Genomic DNA, 16,585 nt, shown 5'->3' with positions numbered 1-16,585 from the left:
GGCAGCCCCTTAAATCCACAACTTCTTGAAGTCACGCCCGCCAAAGATCAGGTTGACCATTGCGCGGGTCACCATGATGGCCGTGAACATCGAGGTAAAGATACCGAGGGACATGGTCACCGCAAAACCTTTGACCGGGCCGGTGCCCATGGCAAAGAGAATCCCGCCGACCAGCAATGTGGTCAGGTTGGAGTCGAGAATCGCGGTAAATGCCCGGCCGAAGCCTTCGTTGATTGCTCGCTGCACGGTCATGCCCGCGGCGATCTCTTCACGAATCCGCGAGAAGATCAGCACGTTGGCGTCCACCGCCATCCCCATGGTGAGGACGATACCGGCGATGCCTGGCAGGGTCAGCGTAGCGCCCAGCAACGACATCAAGGCCAGCAGCATCACCATGTTGCCCGCCAGGGCCACGGTGGCGATGATGCCGAAGAAGCGGTAGATGGCGATGATGAACAGCGACACGAACAGCATGCCCCACAAGGCCGCATCGATACCCTTGGTGATGTTGTCGGCACCCAGGCTCGGGCCGATGGTGCGTTCTTCAGCGAAGTACATCGGCGCAGCCAGGCCACCGGCACGCAGCAGCAGGGCCAGTTCCGAGGATTCGCCCTGGCCGTTCAGGCCGGTGATGCGGAACTGAGCACCCAGCGGCGACTGGATGGTCGCCAGGCTGATGATCTTCTTCTCTTCCTTGAAGGTCTGCACCGGCACGTCTTTCTCGACGCCGTTGACCATTTGCTTGGTGTAGGTGGTGATCGGGCGTTGCTCGATGAAGATCACCGCCATGCTGCGCCCGACGTTGCTGCGCGTGGCGCGGCTCATCAGTTCGCCACCATGGCCATCCAGGCGGATGTTCACTTCAGGCGTACCGTGCTCGCCGAAACCGGCCTTGGCGTCAGTCACCTGGTCGCCGGTGATGATCAAGCCACGCTCGATCTGCGCCGCAGGGCGGTTGCCTTCACGGAACTCGAAGGTCTCGGAAGTGGCTTTGGAAGCACCCGGCTCGGCGGCCAGACGGAATTCCAGGTTGGCGGTCTTGCCGAGGATACGCTTGGCTTCAGCGGTATCCTGCACGCCCGGCAGCTCAACCACGATGCGGTTGGCGCCCTGGCGCTGAACGATCGGCTCGGCCACACCCAGCTCGTTGACGCGGTTACGCACCGTGGTCAAGTTCTGCTTGATGGAGTATTCGCGGATTTCCGCCAGCTTGGCCGGGGTCATCGCCAGACGCAGTACAGGTTGACCGTTGAGGTCGGCCGGTACGATGTCGAAATCGTTGAAGTTCTTGCGGATCAGCGCACGGGCCTGCTCGCGGGAAGCTTCGTCAGAGAAGCCCAGCTGGATGGCACCGTTGAGCTGCGGCAGGCTGCGATAACGCAACTTCTCTTTACGCAGCAGGCTCTTCACGTCGCCTTCGTAGACTTTCAGGCGCGCGTCGAGGGCTTTGTCCATGTCGACTTCCAGCAGGAAGTGCACACCACCGGACAAGTCCAGACCCAGCTTCATCGGGTGCGCGCCAATGCTGCGCAGCCATTTTGGCGTGGTCTGTGCCAGGTTGAGCGCGACAACGTAGTCGTCACCCATGGCCTTGCGCACGACGTCTTTGGCCGGCAATTGGTCTTCTTGCTTGGTCAGGCGCAACAAGCCGCCCTTCGCATCAGCTGCCAACGTTGCCGCTTTGACCTGGATGCCCGCATCGGTGAGCGCTTTGCTCGCGCGTTCCAGGTCAGCCTGATTGACCTTCAGCGAAGTGCTGGCGCCAGAGATCTGGATCGCAGGGTCATCAGGATAGAGATTGGGAGCGGAATAAATAAAACCGATCGCCAGCACCGCCAGGATCAGTAGGTATTTCCACAGAGGGTATTTGTTCAGCATCACGCCGCCCGCTTATAACGCGGGGCGCCTTGCGCGCCCCGTCGATTGGTAAAAGTTGTTACTTAGATCGCTTTGAGCGTGCCTTTAGGCAGCGTGGCGGCGATGGCGCCCTTCTGGAACTTCATTTCGACGGTGTCGGAGACTTCCAGAACCACGAAAGCATCGGAAACCTTGGTGATCTTGCCCGCGATACCGCCGGTGGTCACGACTTCGTCACCTTTCTGCAGGCTGCCGAGCAGGTTTTTCTGCTCTTTGGCGCGCTTGGCCTGTGGACGCCAGATCATCAGGTAGAAGATGACCAGGAAGCCGACCAGGAAAATCCACTCGAAACCACCGCCCATAGGGCCGGCAGCAGCAGGCGCAGCGGCATCAGCCATGGCGTTAGAGATAAAAAAGCTCATTTAGCACTCCAGTTGCAAATAGTGAATCTTAGGGTCGGAAAACTCAGTCCAAGGGCGGCACAGGGAGCCCGCGCTTGGCATAGAAGGCATCGACGAAGGCGGCCAATGTACCCTGTTGAATAGCCTCGCGCAAACCAGCCATCAGGACTTGGTAATGACGCAAATTGTGGATGGTATTCAACATGCTACCCAGCATTTCCCCACACTTGTCCAGATGGTGCAGATAAGCACGGGAGAAGTTCTGGCAGGTATAGCAGTCACAGGTGGGATCCAGCGGCGAATCATCATGGCGATGGAACGCGTTACGGATCTTCAGCACGCCTGTATCGATGAACAGATGCCCATTGCGGGCATTACGGGTTGGCATCACGCAATCGAACATGTCCACACCGCGGCGCACACCCTCTACGAGATCCTCCGGTTTGCCAACGCCCATAAGGTAACGAGGTTTGTCAGCGGGCATCAGGCCCGGCAGGTAATCCAGCACCTTGATCATCTCGTGCTTGGGTTCACCCACCGACAGACCGCCGATGGCCAGGCCGTCGAAGCCGATCTTATCCAGGCCTTCCAGCGAGCGCTTGCGCAGGCTTTCATGCATGCCGCCCTGGACGATACCGAACAGCGCCGCAGTGTTGTCGCCGTGGGCGTTCTTCGAGCGCTGGGCCCAACGCAGCGACAACTCCATGGAAACCCGCGCGACGTCTTCGTCGGCCGGGTACGGCGTGCATTCGTCGAAAATCATCACGATGTCGGAGCCCAGGTCGCGCTGGACCTGCATCGACTCTTCCGGCCCCATGAACACTTTGGAACCGTCGACCGGCGAGGCGAAGGTCACGCCCTCCTCCTTGATCTTGCGCATGGCGCCCAGGCTGAACACCTGGAAACCACCCGAGTCAGTGAGGATCGGGCCTTGCCACTTCATGAAGTCATGCAGGTCGCCGTGCTTCTTGATCACTTCCGTGCCCGGGCGCAGCCACAGGTGGAAGGTGTTGCCGAGGATGATCTCGGCGCCGGTGGCGACGATATCGCGCGGCAGCATGCCTTTGACGGTGCCGTAGGTGCCGACCGGCATGAACGCCGGGGTCTCTACCGTACCGCGCGGAAAGGTCAGACGACCGCGACGGGCTTTGCCGTCAGTGGCCAGCAATTCAAACGACATACGACTCATAGTTGTTCCTCTGGGCCGCGTGGCGCCGGATTACGGGTGATAAACATCGCATCACCGTAGCTGAAAAAACGGTATCCATTGTCGATGGCAGCCTGATAAGCAGCCATGGTTTCCGGATAACCGGCAAATGCCGACACCAGCATCAACAGCGTGGATTCCGGCAAATGGAAGTTGGTCACCAGCGCATCGACCACATGGAACGGCCGGCCTGGGTAAATAAAGATATCGGTGTCGCCGCTGAACGGCTTGAGCACGCCATCACGCGCCGCGCTTTCCAGCGAACGCACGCTGGTGGTGCCCACGGCAATCACCCGCCCGCCGCGCGCCTTGCACGCGTTGACCGCGTCCACGACGTCCTGGCTGACTTCCAGCCATTCGCTGTGCATATGGTGGTCTTCGATGTTATCCACACGCACCGGCTGAAACGTGCCGGCCCCCACGTGCAGGGTCACATACGCGCTCTCGACGCCCTTGGCGGCGATCGCATCCAGCAGCGGCTGGTCGAAATGCAGCCCGGCCGTCGGCGCCGCGACGGCACCGAGGCGCTGGGAATACACCGTCTGATAGCGCTCGCGGTCCGCATCTTCGTCGGGGCGGTCTATATAAGGAGGCAACGGCATATGGCCGACGCGCTCCAGCAGCGGCAACACTTCCTCGGCAAACTTGAGCTCGAACAACGCATCATGACGCGCCACCATCTCGGCCTCGCCACCGCCATCGATCAGCAGGGTCGAACCCGGTTTCGGCGACTTGCTGGAGCGCACATGGGCCAGCACGCGATGGCTGTCCAGCACCCGCTCCACCAGAATTTCCAGCTTGCCGCCGGAAGCTTTCTGGCCAAACAGCCGCGCCGGAATCACCCGGGTATTGTTGAACACCATCAAATCGCCCGGGCGCAAATGCTCAAGCAAATCAGTGAATTGACGGTGTGCGAGGGCACCGCTGAGCCCGTCCAGGGTCAGCAGTCGACTGGCGCGACGCTCGGCCAAAGGGTGGCGGGCGATCAGCGAATCAGGGAGCTCAAAAGTAAAGTCAGCAACGCGCATGATGGGGTTCGTCTAGCAGGGCCGGGAAGTCTAGCGGAAATAGTCAAAATTGACCATGAAACGTGATTGACCAACGGTAATCTCATCTCTATACTTCGCCGCCATTGAGCCCTGATGGCGGAATTGGTAGACGCGGCGGATTCAAAATCCGTTTTCGAAAGGAGTGGGAGTTCGAGTCTCCCTCGGGGCACCATCTTAAAAAAAGACCTTGAAATTCAAGGTCTTTTTTTTCGCCTGTCGAAAAGTGGGCAACCAGCAAAACCCCTGACCAGCGCAACATCAACTTGAAACACAGCCCCTTGTGGGAGCTGGCTTGCCTGCGATAGCGTCAGCCGCAACACCCTCAAACCACCAGACTAACTACCCGCCACTTCACCCTCCTCCGTCACCCCATTGGCCAACATCCCATTCGCCAAATCATCCACCACCGCCTTCGCCATCTCCCCCAAATAATGCGCCGCCCAGGCATAACGATCCGCGCCCGTGTCCATGGCGGCATCCAACGCCAGCAGTTTTGAACAGTGGAGAAGTTCGGAGGCGTGCTCCAGCGCATCGCGGATGGGCACGCCGGAGTTCACGCGGAATAGTCGGTGAAGGTTGGGCTGCTTGCCACAGGTGGAAAAGGTGATGACGCCGAGGGTTTTGTTGAGGGGTGGGTTGATCATTGAGCACCTCCTGGATGGGCGGAGGTGCGGGTGGTGGGGTTGTGAGGGTATGGCCTGTCAGAAATGCTCATGGTTTTAGCTCCTAATGTAGAGAGCTGCCACGTTCGTTATCAGGCGAAAGGGTGGCAGCTGTGCGCAGGCTGATAAACCGGGACAATAGGAACCCGGCAGGCCCGAAGGCCTCCCGCGCACAGCCGCCATAACACGGATGTGCGGACGCAAAAAAAGCGTCGGCATGGTGCTGGAGACGCTAGAGCGCCTATTGTTCCACGGGTTATCAGGCCCGGTCACTGAATTTGCAGCGACGACGGAAAGGTAGCGCGGATGGAGGCGGGACTAAAAGGTGGTATCTGTGGCGAAAGGTTTCCGGGATCTGTAAGGGTTAGGCGAGTGTCGACGGAAACAACCGGGGTCTGCCCCCCGATTACCTCCGGGAAAACGTATTGGTTTAATGGGCATCAGAGATGACCGTGTGCGCCGACGCGATGGCTGATATTTTTCCAGCGCGCCCAATCGCGTCCAATCAACGCCGGTCCCATCAAGGAAGATAAAAACAATGAAAGTATTGCTTATCGCTTCGCTAGGAATGTTGTCGCTGACTCAAACATCACTACAAGGGCAATTTTTTCGCAGACCACTGAATCTTGCGTTTTGAACGATGCTTCAACAATTAAAGATTGCTTGAGTCGCCCTATTTCTGTAGAGGCCTACAAGCTTCAAGGGCTGCTGTTCTGCGCATCTGCCCGCTTTCGGCCGGTTCCGGTCTTTCGCGACCGGCTACAACCCACCCATTGCAGACGTTCCCGAACGTCCAGGCATGCATTCCCAGTAAACGGAGCGAATGACTTGAGTCGCCTGTCAGGAGCTGAGCTGGTCGAATAGCTTTTGCAGAAAAACATCGCCCGCCACTGAGTCGGATAGCAAATAATGCCCAGACCAATTGTCCCAGCCAGCTGCGAGGCTGAACTCAGCACATTGGAAATTCTGGTGAATTTTTTCATCAACGCCTATGACAGGTGAACCCAATCGTTTGAACCCTCGGCGTTTGATCAGGTTTTCAGCTAGCGATAGCCAACAAGCGTCTGACAACTCGTTGAAACTGAGTATCAGATGTCCATTGGCTGCCGTGTCGAGAGTTGGGTTCATCTATTGCCGTCTAAGGTTTGACGCGAAGGGAATGCACAAACGTGGCTGCGGGGGCGTTGTTTAGGTGCCTGATCAAGTTTGAGAGCGTTTTATTGCGTTGGCGAGCTGTTCGGCGTTGTTCCGCAATTCAATGAATTTTTCGTTTAGCTCGACATGACCTGGATTCCAAGAAAGGACTCCATCGACATAGCTTTGACCAAGAATGAGATCATTTAATGAGCCCATTCCGCCATAGGCTGACAGTAGATACTCAATCCCAGAGTAATCAGAATCCAGCAATAGTGCCCTTGCCTTACGCATCCAAAAGCTCCAGTGGGTGTCTCCATAGCTTTCGAGCACGATTGCAAGCTGATCAAGAATGCAGATCAACTCTTCAGTTTTCGGTCCCATTTCTCGACATCGTCCAAAGTGAAACGCGGCATGGGCGGGATGATCCGCTGTTGAGTATTTCTCGCCCGCTAGCAACATAAGCTACTGTTTCGCCATTAGGGTGTCCACGGGCTGCTTTTGGCCGATTCTGTTGAAAAAGTCGACCACGGTTTCCGCAGCAGAAAAGCATGCGTCCGAGAATGAAATCTTTACTTCCGACAGAGGTTGCCGGACTCAGATTTCACGTGAAAGCGTCCTAAAAAAGCGTTTTCTCGATCGCTCTCCTGGCTGTTTCAGAAAACCGAATTTTTCAACACAATCGGCCGTTTTCAGCCAGTCACGACAAGCAGGAAACGGCCGATTGTGTTGAAAAAGTCGGCTTCGGTTTCCACGGCAGAAAAGTGCGCGTCTGAGATTGAAATCTGTGTTTAGCGCAGAAGGTTCAGGACTCAGATTTGACGTAGCGGCGTACAAAAAAGGCGCTTTCACCGCTCAATGCATGGGTCACCAGGCCGGGTCGACTTTTTCAACACAATCGGCCAAGAGCAGTCGTTCAGAACAGTGCAACGGCTGACCTTTGCCTCCGCGAAGAGGAATGATTGAGGTATCTTGTCAAGCTGCCGATCCGCTGAAGACTCCAAGGAAGCCAATGCTCAGTTCACTCGTTTCAAATGGTCAGCTGCAAGCGGCTGATCGCTCAGAATCGATGGTCCCTTGGTGGAGTTTCACGAAAACAGTCTTGGCTGCTACGGCCCTATCGTTGGTGCGTGACGGGCTGGTCGGATTGGACGACCCCGTTCTTGATCAGTCTTTTACGCTACGCCAGTTACTGCGGCATGAGGCCGGTCTGGCTGACTACGGAGAACTTGCGGAGTATCACTCCGCCGTTAAAAACAGTGAACCAGCCTGGCCGGCCGATGAAATGATGCAACGCCTTGACGGTGCTCGACTCCGATACAGTCCCGGAAACGGTTGGCGTTACTCGAATGTCGGCTACCTGCTTGTCGGCAGGCTAATTGAACGGCTGACTGATCTGAAGCTTGATGACGCGGTAATTCAACGGACACTTTCTCCCCTGGGATTATCGAGCGTTCGCTTTGCAAAAATGCGAGGAGACTTACAAACGACCCACCTTGGAATTGCCTCAAATTATGATCCCGCCTGGGTTTACCACGGCTTGTTGATCGGCGACATTTCGCAAGCAGCGTTATTTCTGGATCGACTCTTTTGTGCAGACCTACTCACGACGGACTTGCTTCAGGAAATGCAGAGAGCACGAACATTGGGCGGCCCGATTCCCGGTCGCCCTTGGATCACGCCGGGCTATGGCCTTGGCGTCATGCAAGGGTCGATTGACGGCGGGTATTCGCTATGCGGGCACACCGGCTGCGGACCGAGCAGTGTCATTGCTGTCTACCGTCTCTGCGACGGCGACGCATCGGCTTGTTGTGCTGCTTTTGAGGTGGGGCCCAGTGAAGGCTTCGTCGAAGCCATCGTCGTTGAGCAGCTCATGCAAGTTCTGCGTCAGAGGAGCTGACTGCATTCAGCTCCTTTTGGCGTAGGTCAAAAGATTCGCCGAATGATCGCCTTGGGTCGGTAGCAGCCACTTGCATCGCTCATAGCATGCGTCCGATGCATCCTCGATCAGCCAAAAGGATTCACACTGAATCAGGGACAATGAATGAAACTAATCCAGATTCAACAGATTACGCACCTGCCGGCGGAAGTTCTTACCTTGGAGAAAGCGGCAGTTGCAGAAGGTTTCAGGTTTCTTACGCGCCTGATTTCGGAGTGGCACTCTGGAACTAATCGCTTCAATGCGCCCGGTGAATGTCTCATGGCAGCGTATTCGAACCAGCAAGTCATAGGAATCGGAGGACTATCAGTTGACCCCTATAATAACCCCGATACCGCAAGGCTACGGCGAGTGTACGTGGCACCTGCAGCGAGGAATCAACACGTCGGTCAGGCGCTGGTAAACGCGTTGGTTGCACAGGCTGCTCTTCACTTTCAGAAGGTGCGTCTTTCCACCGATACTTCTGGAGGCGACGCGTTTTACCTGCGCTGCGGTTTCATGCGAATAGAAGATGTCCATGCCACTCACATCATGGAGCTGGTCAACGCCTGATCAGGCAGATTTCGGCCAAAAGCAGACCTAACCGGTTTCTGAAGCCATCCAGGTCAAAAAATCATGGACCTGAGTCGTAAACTCTTTTGGCTTCGCGTATGGGGTCCTTGCCTGGGACAAGAAAAAAGAGATCTGCATTCTCATGCGCGGGTAATGCTGAACAAATAGCTCGACATGCTCCTCCAGTGTTTGCGGCCACATCAGGTCCTGTTCAGAGCGAAGTACTTGAGTTGACCGGATGAGTTTGCGCGAGGCTTCGCGTTGCAGGCGTAGGGATTGCGTCGGTGTGGTCGCCTGATCGATAAGATCGGCATACCGGGTCAGTACGGATTCAAAATCACCATTCACGGCAATGGCGATATCACGCGACGGCTTGAACCGGTCGAAGCGCTTGGCCAGATCATTCCCCCATAAGCAACGACAGTGATGCTTGAGCCAATAACCCCAGCTCAATCGATTGTTGGCCGCCAATACTTCAGAACGACTACCGATGTCAAAATCGATCTTGGTGACTTCGGTATGCCGACTTTCCAGCGTGCGCTTTTTCGACTCGAGCATTTCCAGATCCTGCGATGCAGGAGAGCTGTGCAGAACAAGGGTTAGGTCTAGGTCGGAAACTCCCGGTACGGCGTCGCCTCTAGCGACGCTGCCATAAAGATAAATCCCATCCAGCAGAGGTTCCGACTGGGCGAGCGTCATGCAAACGTCCGCCAGCAAAGCCTGAAACTGTGGCTGCACCTCGACGTTGGACACGGTGAGGATATAACCGTCTGCATCAATGCCACGAGGATGGAATCGTTCCATGAAGCCGTCCGAGAGTTGTGTTCAGGGAGGTACTTTAACAGAGACGATAGTGGCTGCTTTTGGCCGTTTTTTGCCGGTCAAGGCCATCCAGCGTGTTGGTCAAATCCGATGCAAACGACTGGTCAAGTCGAATGCAAATGGGTGGTCAAGTCCATGCAACTACGCAGTAGGAGCGAAATATGTTTTTGCGTTTTCATATCGAAGCCGATACGCCAGAATGCGTTCAACGCCTACCACCAGATCAGCAAGTGCTGACATTTGTGGGGCTGAGCCGAGACCCAGCAAGGAACGCGCATGAATTTCTTCAAGAAACTTCTTACTTTATTGAAAAGCCCTTTGACCCAAGATGCCCAGCCCACACCGCAACCCCTTGAATTCCGCGAGCCTGTTACTCCCAGCAATTCGTCTGAGGCTGAAGCGGCAAATCAGGCAGCCCGACAAGCCAGCGAAGCGTGCCTGGATCTTCATTGGGGCTCTATCGGCACAGTCGAGCGGGATGTTCTTTCCTACATCATTAGTCCGAGCTTTTCGGGTGGCCCTTACTGGCCTTCGACCCGTCAGGCCTACCGAGTAGTTCGCCGTGGCGACACAGTAATCATTGCAACCGAAGGCCTGTCAGACCCATTCGATGACGCGGAAGGGATGGGCAATGGTTTTGAGATGGAGTTGTTCATAGAAACAGCAGATATACCCGAGCACGCCCGTGGTCCCTTGGGTGAGGTCGATCCTTTCAAGCGCAGCTGGGCATTCGAGCTGGTGGAACACGTTGCCAAAACGGTGGCAGACGCTGGGGGAATCATCCACCAACTCGAACAACACGGAGCGCTATCACTTGAAATTCCGGGGTTCAGCCGGTCGCACCATATGAGTGATCAACTACCCAAACTCTTCATTACCGACGACGACTCTACCGGCGTCTTGCTGGGAGCCCCTGAACCGGATTTCCCTACCCGACTGGATGACATGCCTTTATCCCCGGTCAGATTGGTTCCAGTGGTATTAATCACAGCGTCGGAGCTTGAATACGTTCGTGATGGTGGGCGAGGAGCACGCGAGGATCTGGTAAGCCGTTTGAAGACTGCGGGCATCGGGCATATGAGCAGCCTGCATCGTGCTAGCGTTGTTTGACACCGCGCAGCTCTCGGAAGCTGGCGAAGCGAACGACAGTTTTGTAAGTCTCATGGCAGCTTTGGGTCCAGGCTGTGTGAAAACACGTTTTTAGAACGATTCGGCCATGGGGGCATTCGACCAGGTTTTGAGGCACCATATGATCTCTAAGAATCCAGCAGCTCGACGCAGCTCGCAAACCAAATCAGGAAGAATGAATGCCTTCCCGTCGCCGCCTCAGTAGTGTCTGTCAAAGTATTGCGCATCACGCTGCGAGCAGTCTGTCGTACGTACACCCACATCTGTTGCAAGCCCTCAAAGCGACCGGGGAATCGATCACGACGGTGGATCTACTGAGTGCGACCCCATACCCGAAGGAGCTTCTCAGTCATCCCCACCTTCCCACCGCCCTCTCTTCACTACGTGATCGTTTTGAACAGATTTTGAAATCTGAAGGATTTTTAATAACCGACCTCAACGAGGCCAAGCTATTTTTCAAACCTGATGGCCAATACCGTGACGAGTATTGTTGCGAATGCCACGCAAGGTTGTCTCATTCAAGCGGCCGTAAATACTTTGCGGCAGTCAATTGCATGGGTAAATCCATTGTTCCCCAGCTTGCCAATATCTGACCAATCCCCTCCGGTAACGTCTTCAATCCAGATGAAAGGCGAGCTTTGCTTTAAGGCCAAAAGTCGGAATACGCCGAGGATGATCTAAGCTTTTGTTCGTCTAGATCGTATCGGGGGCGATCATGAAACGATTCATTGAGGGTGAGACTCGGACGCAGGTGACGCTGCTGCCGGAGTGCTTGGACGATTATGTAGCCGAAGAAAATCCAGTGCGAGTGGTCGACGTTTTCGTCGATGAACTCGACCTCGGCGCACTTGGTTTTGAGGGCGTCGATCCTGCCGCAACTGGTCGTCCGGCCTATCACCCAGCAGTGTTGCTGAAGATCTATATCTACGGCTATCTCAATCGGATTCAGTCCAGCCGCCGACTTGAGCGTGAGGCCGAGCGCAACGTCGAGTTGATGTGGCTAACGGGGCGTTTGGCTCCGGACTTCAAAACCATTGCCGACTTTCGCAAAGACAACGGCAAAGCCATTCGCAGCGTATGCCGCCAGTTCGTAGTTCTTTGCCGCAACCTCAATCTCTTCTCCCAGTCGATCATCGCCATCGACGGCAGCAAATTCAAAGCCGTCAATAATCGCGACCGCAACTTCACTCAGGGCAAGGTGAAGGCCCGTATGCAGCAGATTGAGCAGAGCATTGATCGCTATCTGGCGGCGATGGATTCGGCGGATCGGGCAACGCCCGTAGTGGCCGAGGCCAAAGCAGAGCGGCTTAAGGAAAAGATAGAAACACTGAAAAAGCAGATGCAGAAACTCAAGGACATCGAGGCGCAGCTTCACGAAAGTCCAGACCAGCAGATCTCCCTCACAGACCCAGATGCACGCTCAATGGCCACGAGCGGCCGAGGCACCGGAACGGTTGGCTACAACGTACAAACAGCTGTCGACGACAAACACCATCTGATCGTTGCCCATGAGGTGACCAACGTTGGTAATGATCGTGGGCAACTGAGCAATATGGCGAACCAAGCGCGTGAAGAAATCGAGGCTGAATTGCTAACGGTGGTGGCCGACCGAGGCTATTACAAAGGTCTGGAAATCCTTGCTTGCGAGCAAGCCGGCATCACTACCTTCGTACCGAAACCCCTCACATCTGGCAGCAAAGCCGAAGGCAGATTCGGCAAGCAGGATTTCATTTATCTTATTGCGTCGGACGAGTATCGATGCCCTGCGGGGCAGTTACTAACCAGGCGGCATTCGTCGATGGAAGACGGCATGTTATTGCATTGTTACTACTTCTCGGGCTGTTCGCGACTCTCAGTTTTCGAGGTGTTTAGCGCGTTTTCACACAGCCTGGGTCGAAAGCAGCCTTTTATGACTGGCAGCTTTTGGCCGATTCTGTTGAAAAAGTCGGTTATCCAAAACTGCCTGGCCATTGCCTAGTGAGAACGCCATTTTTGCACGCTGCTGCGTGAAATCTGCTTCTGGAAACCTCTGCCAAAAGTAAAGATTTCAATCTCGGACGCGTACTTTTCTGCCGTGGAAACCATGATCGACTTTTTCAACACAATCGGCCGATTTCTGCCTGTCATATCCGGCAGAAGTCGACCACTAACTGACTGCCAGCCAGAAGAAAAGGCAACGTTCACGAGAATCGGCCTCGGCAAATAAATCCCCCCCCTTTCCCCTCATTGCTCTAGATCGAACATCCTCGCGAACCGGTCATACCGTCAACCGATAGGTAGACTGCACCAACCCCGAAGGAAAGCTGCAGCTGGATACCAGTTCCAAGTCAATGTCCTGCTGAAGGGCCCCAAACAATCGCCTTCCCGATCCGATCAGTACGGGAACAGTGGTAATCACCATATCGGCGACTAACCCATCGCGCAGGAAGGATTGCACCAACTGCCCGCCATCGACATAGACACGATGCACGCCTTGCCTATCCAGTTCGGCCATCAGGTCCCCTGGTGCGAGGTTTGAGAAGCGCAGCTTGCCCTTCAACGCCTCGGGCACCGGCGTAGCGGCCAGTTGTTCAGACAGCACCACGACGGGCCGGTCGTAGAACCATGTGTCGAAGGTCAGCACCTTCTCATAGCTGCCTCGCCCCATCACGATCACATCCTTGTCGGCAATGAAGGCGCAGTAGCCATGATCTTCAGCCGGATCATCACGCTGCAAAAGCCAATCAATGTCGCCATCTGGCCGGGCGATGAAGCCGTCCAGGCTGACGGCGATGAAAACATGTGCAGTAGCCATCAGGACCTCCTAATTGAAACGACGTTTATTCATCCTTGATCATAAGCAGAATAAAAGATTCGCCTTCACTGACTGCCGTTCAAAATTTCAGATTTAACGTAGATGCGCCCACTTCAATTTTGGCGAAGCGTTTTTACACACTCTGAGCCAGCAGCGGACACCTGGTATGGATCGCAGATATCGTACATACACTACTCAAGGGCTATACAGACCTGTTCGAACCAGGCGGCAAAGGTTGGCCAACTTTCGTCTGTACTTCCGTTGTGGGACCAGTATCGAACAACACCAGCCTGCGATATGCAGAAGTAGTCGCTGTTGTCCTCAATGAAAGGCAACCAATCCCGAGGCACTCCCTGGGCCCAGGCGGCTTCGGTAATTTCAAAGATATCCAGATGGCTGCATCCTCCCAAAATCACCGCGGGTTCAAATGCGGCGTTTGCGACATCGCTGCCACCTTTCAGGAAGCGGATATATTCATCGGGAAAGCGAAAATTGAGCCTGCTCTCTGCGTCAGCAATTTCAGCATCTGTTGGAATACGAAAAGGATTGTCTGTCATTCGTTCAAGTCCGAGTGTTGATCAGTATCGTGCGGTGGACGATAGCTTATTCAATCAGAGAGTGTAGAAGCCCGCTTGGGTCGACTTCTGCCGGTCGCAATAGGCCGGGACGGGCAAGAAGCAGTCGTTCGTCTTTTCCCCAAGCGCCGGTGCTACGGCTGCTGCCCTCTTGTCTTTCCTCCAAGCCCCGCGCTACCCTCGACACTGTTAAATACCGTTCGCAAAAGGAATTACTGCAATGGTGTCTAACCGTTTTTACTTCCGCCCTCCTCGTAAATACTGCACTCCGGAGCGGCAGCGCACGTCCGCCCAAAAATGTTATGCACCCGTTGATGTCTATTTATAGTTAGGCATTTTTATCCGACCTACGCAGGATCCATGTGAAGAAAGCAAAAGCGATTACCAAAAAGAAATCATCCGGCCGTGGCTTTGAGATGTCCTCGTTTTGTGGGTGGGATGGAGAGACTTTAGTTCTGAACATACTTGGAACTCCGAGCGCCAAAAAGGATGCCATCGGCAAGGCGAAAGGAAGTCAACTCAAGATCAGCGTCACCGCCGCACCCGTAGCAGGCAGGGCGACTGACCATATGGTTAAGTTTCTCGCCCGAGAGTTTGACGTCTCGGTTTCTGACATCACGGTTGTGTTCGGTCGTTTTAATTTGAACAAGCAAATGCGTATAAGGGCGCCCGGAAGCTTACCTGCCGTAGTGGCCAAGGCCCTGTCAGAAGCAGAAAACACCTGACCATTCGCTACGGGCGCGATGCAGCCTAATGAGCCGTCCTGCTGTCATGGACTGTTCCAGTGTCTGCTTGCAATAAAAGGGGGGACAGATTTATTTTCTGCACTCTAAGCGTCCGCTTCTGGCCGACTTCGGCCTATCGCAACCGGCAGATTACTCTTTCTCCAGCGCGATACGCCCAAGCCGACTTGGTGAAAGACGACATTGAGGCGTTCGCAGCCCTTTGGACTCTTCAGAGTCTGACCCCGATTACCTGCTGAAAGACACTCACTGAATCAGTGATCAACATCCCGGCCAGGTACACCATCAACACCGCCACACCCGCATCCAACCAGCGCCACACCACTGGCGCCTGGAACAGCCGCGTCAAACGCTGACATCCCAGCGCCAGTATCACAAACCACACCAACGACGCCGTCATCGCGCCGCTCGCGAACAGCGCTTGTTGGCCGGTGGGTTTGGCTGCGCCGATCGAGCCGATCAGCACGACGGTATCAAGCCAGGCGTAGGGATTGGCAAACCCGAGCACCAGTGCTGTGCGCAGCAAGCCTCGTTGCGAGTGACCGCCTTGCGTGTTGGGCATGGACTGGTTACGTAGGCACGCCAGCAAGCGTTGACCGCCAAACCAAAGCAAATACGCCGCACCGGACAGCAGCAACAGCGCCACCACACCCGGCCGACTTCCCAGCAATGAACCCAACCCTGCGACGCCAACAGCGATCAGTAGGACATCGGCGAGTACGCAGATAGCAACCACGGCCCAGATCGGACCCCGGCCCACACCTTGGCGGATGACCAAGGTGTCTTTCGGACCAGGCGCGGCGAACAGCCCCATGCCCAAAAGCAAGCCTTCGAGGTAAAGAGCGTTGAAGTTTAGAAACATGGGATGTTCGAACCCGCTAGAATATTAGAGAAGTTGAATAGGCTGGTTACCGAACCCGGTGTGGCGGGTGTTTACGGCACTATTCAAATCGATGGGTTGCCGGCGGAAAAAACTTGTCAGCGCCTGCTCCGGGTTCGGATTGGCAAAGTAGATCAGGGAGCTTCTGGCTACCGGCCTTAGAGGCGCAAGAACTGCGTGGTACGCAGCAGGAATTGCATGATCGGAGAGTTCTGTTAGCAAAGACCCCGACAATACTGCAATTTCACATTCCAGGAGACGCACGGGTTCCAGTGAACCGCCCCTCACCAAAACCAGCCCGTCACGATTAGGTTTGATGAATGAGAGCATATGACCATCTTCGTGTGGGTCTTGGGCAAACTGACGATGGTTACCAGTAGCCTGAGCGCCATAGACGCATAGTTGCACGTAGGATGCCGAGCGAAATGGGGCTAGTGGCGCGACTCCAAACTCTTCACAGACGTCATCCATGAGTTCCTGAGCCAACTCGTTGACCTGTCGCTCAAAAGTAGCCACCGCGGCAAAAAAATCACTCTGGGTAAACTCGCAGGGCATTCGCTTAGACACATGCACGGGCCAATAACAGAAACGCTCACATAAGTCGGGATGGTCCTCAATACTTGAGTATTCGGCTCCAAACGGAAAAAACCCGTCAGTGTCTTGAACAAAGGAAAATGAATCTTTAGTGGCCTGAGAGATTGCTGAATATCCATCAACAATTTTTTTGTAGTCCTGCAGCATGGCATCAGACATTTGCAGGATGCCGAAGCCTGATCGAACAATGGATTCACAGCACGTTTTTATTTGAGTCATCGCTATATCCAAAGATGATTGTAAAGGAA

Annotated in this window: 17 protein-coding genes, 1 tRNA gene and 1 pseudogene; 7 read left to right on the top strand and 12 right to left on the bottom strand. The window is 55.0% G+C overall.

Annotated elements, in window-relative coordinates; genetic code table 11:
• Positions 1–9: 9 nt before the first annotated feature.
• From secD to queA, 4 genes are all read right to left on the bottom strand, one after another.
• Positions 10–1,878: a protein translocase subunit SecD gene (gene secD / locus C5F70_RS30080; protein ID WP_057004584.1), complete on the bottom strand. Its 1,869-nt coding sequence runs from the start codon at positions 1,876–1,878 to the stop codon at positions 10–12.
• A 62-nt stretch (positions 1,879–1,940) separates the two neighbouring features.
• A complete protein-coding gene (gene yajC, locus C5F70_RS30075; protein WP_003175975.1) occupies positions 1,941–2,279 on the bottom strand; it encodes a preprotein translocase subunit YajC in 339 nt (112 codons plus the stop codon).
• 43 nt (positions 2,280–2,322) lie between these two features.
• A complete protein-coding gene (gene tgt, locus C5F70_RS30070) occupies positions 2,323–3,438 on the bottom strand; it encodes a tRNA guanosine(34) transglycosylase Tgt (RefSeq protein ID WP_010565220.1) in 1,116 nt (371 codons plus the stop codon).
• Positions 3,439–3,443: 5 nt separating this feature from the next.
• Positions 3,444–4,493 (bottom strand): tRNA preQ1(34) S-adenosylmethionine ribosyltransferase-isomerase QueA, encoded by a 1,050-nt coding sequence (queA, locus tag C5F70_RS30065; RefSeq protein WP_017846191.1) that lies wholly within the window; start codon positions 4,491–4,493, stop codon positions 3,444–3,446.
• 108 nt (positions 4,494–4,601) lie between these two features.
• Between queA and C5F70_RS30060 the strand changes: the two genes are divergently transcribed.
• A tRNA-Leu gene (locus C5F70_RS30060) sits at positions 4,602–4,686 on the top strand.
• A 163-nt stretch (positions 4,687–4,849) separates the two neighbouring features.
• On the opposite strand, the gene C5F70_RS30055 is transcribed toward C5F70_RS30060, so the two are convergent.
• The 3 genes from C5F70_RS30055 to C5F70_RS30050 all read right to left on the bottom strand — a co-directional run bounded on the left by C5F70_RS30055 (position 4,850) and on the right by C5F70_RS30050 (position 6,772).
• Positions 4,850–5,158, bottom strand: a complete 309-nt coding sequence (locus C5F70_RS30055; RefSeq protein ID WP_102617299.1) for a DUF3077 domain-containing protein — start codon at positions 5,156–5,158, stop codon at positions 4,850–4,852.
• Between the two features lie 858 nt (positions 5,159–6,016).
• Positions 6,017–6,304 (bottom strand): hypothetical protein, encoded by a 288-nt coding sequence (locus tag C5F70_RS30745; RefSeq protein ID WP_158683904.1) that lies wholly within the window; start codon positions 6,302–6,304, stop codon positions 6,017–6,019.
• 72 nt (positions 6,305–6,376) lie between these two features.
• Positions 6,377–6,772, bottom strand: a complete 396-nt coding sequence (locus C5F70_RS30050) for a hypothetical protein (RefSeq protein WP_331481542.1) — start codon at positions 6,770–6,772, stop codon at positions 6,377–6,379.
• Between the two features lie 550 nt (positions 6,773–7,322).
• On the opposite strand from C5F70_RS30050, the gene C5F70_RS30035 reads away from it, so the two are divergent.
• Entirely contained in the window at positions 7,323–8,210 is an 888-nt protein-coding gene (locus C5F70_RS30035; RefSeq protein WP_104904496.1) for a serine hydrolase, read from the top strand.
• Positions 8,211–8,354: 144 nt separating this feature from the next.
• Positions 8,355–8,801 (top strand): GNAT family N-acetyltransferase, encoded by a 447-nt coding sequence (locus C5F70_RS30030; RefSeq protein ID WP_104904495.1) that lies wholly within the window; start codon positions 8,355–8,357, stop codon positions 8,799–8,801.
• 27 nt (positions 8,802–8,828) lie between these two features.
• Here C5F70_RS30030 and C5F70_RS30025 read toward each other — a convergent pair whose 3' ends face one another.
• The gene (locus C5F70_RS30025) at positions 8,829–9,605 is read right to left on the bottom strand and encodes a nucleotidyltransferase domain-containing protein (protein ID WP_104904494.1); all 777 of its coding nucleotides are present in this window, start codon (positions 9,603–9,605) and stop codon (positions 8,829–8,831) included.
• Between the two features lie 294 nt (positions 9,606–9,899).
• On the opposite strand from C5F70_RS30025, the gene C5F70_RS30020 reads away from it, so the two are divergent.
• From C5F70_RS30020 to C5F70_RS30015, 3 genes and pseudogenes are all read left to right on the top strand, one after another.
• Complete coding sequence (locus C5F70_RS30020) at positions 9,900–10,733, top strand: suppressor of fused domain protein (protein WP_104904493.1); 834 nt, start codon at positions 9,900–9,902, stop codon at positions 10,731–10,733.
• A gap of 197 nt (positions 10,734–10,930) precedes the next feature.
• Complete coding sequence (locus C5F70_RS30740) at positions 10,931–11,344, top strand: hypothetical protein (protein ID WP_158683902.1); 414 nt, start codon at positions 10,931–10,933, stop codon at positions 11,342–11,344.
• Positions 11,345–11,466: 122 nt separating this feature from the next.
• Positions 11,467–12,594 (top strand): annotated as a pseudogene (locus tag C5F70_RS30015) (IS1182 family transposase); the annotation flags it as partial.
• A gap of 414 nt (positions 12,595–13,008) precedes the next feature.
• Here C5F70_RS30015 and C5F70_RS30010 read toward each other — a convergent pair.
• Complete coding sequence (locus C5F70_RS30010) at positions 13,009–13,545, bottom strand: dihydrofolate reductase family protein (RefSeq protein ID WP_104904492.1); 537 nt, start codon at positions 13,543–13,545, stop codon at positions 13,009–13,011.
• Positions 13,546–13,736: 191 nt separating this feature from the next.
• Positions 13,737–14,102, bottom strand: a complete 366-nt coding sequence (locus tag C5F70_RS30005; RefSeq protein WP_017846748.1) for an SMI1/KNR4 family protein — start codon at positions 14,100–14,102, stop codon at positions 13,737–13,739.
• A gap of 380 nt (positions 14,103–14,482) precedes the next feature.
• Here C5F70_RS30005 and C5F70_RS30000 point away from each other — a divergent pair, with 380 nt between their 5' ends.
• The gene (locus C5F70_RS30000) at positions 14,483–14,845 is read left to right on the top strand and encodes a DUF167 family protein (protein WP_197089044.1); all 363 of its coding nucleotides are present in this window, start codon (positions 14,483–14,485) and stop codon (positions 14,843–14,845) included.
• 229 nt (positions 14,846–15,074) lie between these two features.
• Here the strand turns inward: C5F70_RS30000 and C5F70_RS29995 are convergent, their stop codons facing one another.
• Positions 15,075–15,725, bottom strand: a complete 651-nt coding sequence (locus C5F70_RS29995) for a LysE/ArgO family amino acid transporter (RefSeq protein WP_017846746.1) — start codon at positions 15,723–15,725, stop codon at positions 15,075–15,077.
• Between the two features lie 24 nt (positions 15,726–15,749).
• The gene (locus C5F70_RS29990) at positions 15,750–16,556 is read right to left on the bottom strand and encodes a 2OG-Fe(II) oxygenase (protein WP_104904491.1); all 807 of its coding nucleotides are present in this window, start codon (positions 16,554–16,556) and stop codon (positions 15,750–15,752) included.
• Between the last annotated feature and the right edge of the window lie 29 nt (positions 16,557–16,585).

It is taken from the genome of Pseudomonas sp. LH1G9 (assembly GCF_002949975.1).
In the GTDB taxonomy this organism is placed as follows: Bacteria; Pseudomonadota; Gammaproteobacteria; order Pseudomonadales; family Pseudomonadaceae; genus Aquipseudomonas; species Aquipseudomonas veronii.
Note: the sequence above shows the minus strand (reverse complement) of the source record. Positions and strands in the feature narration are given on the sequence as shown.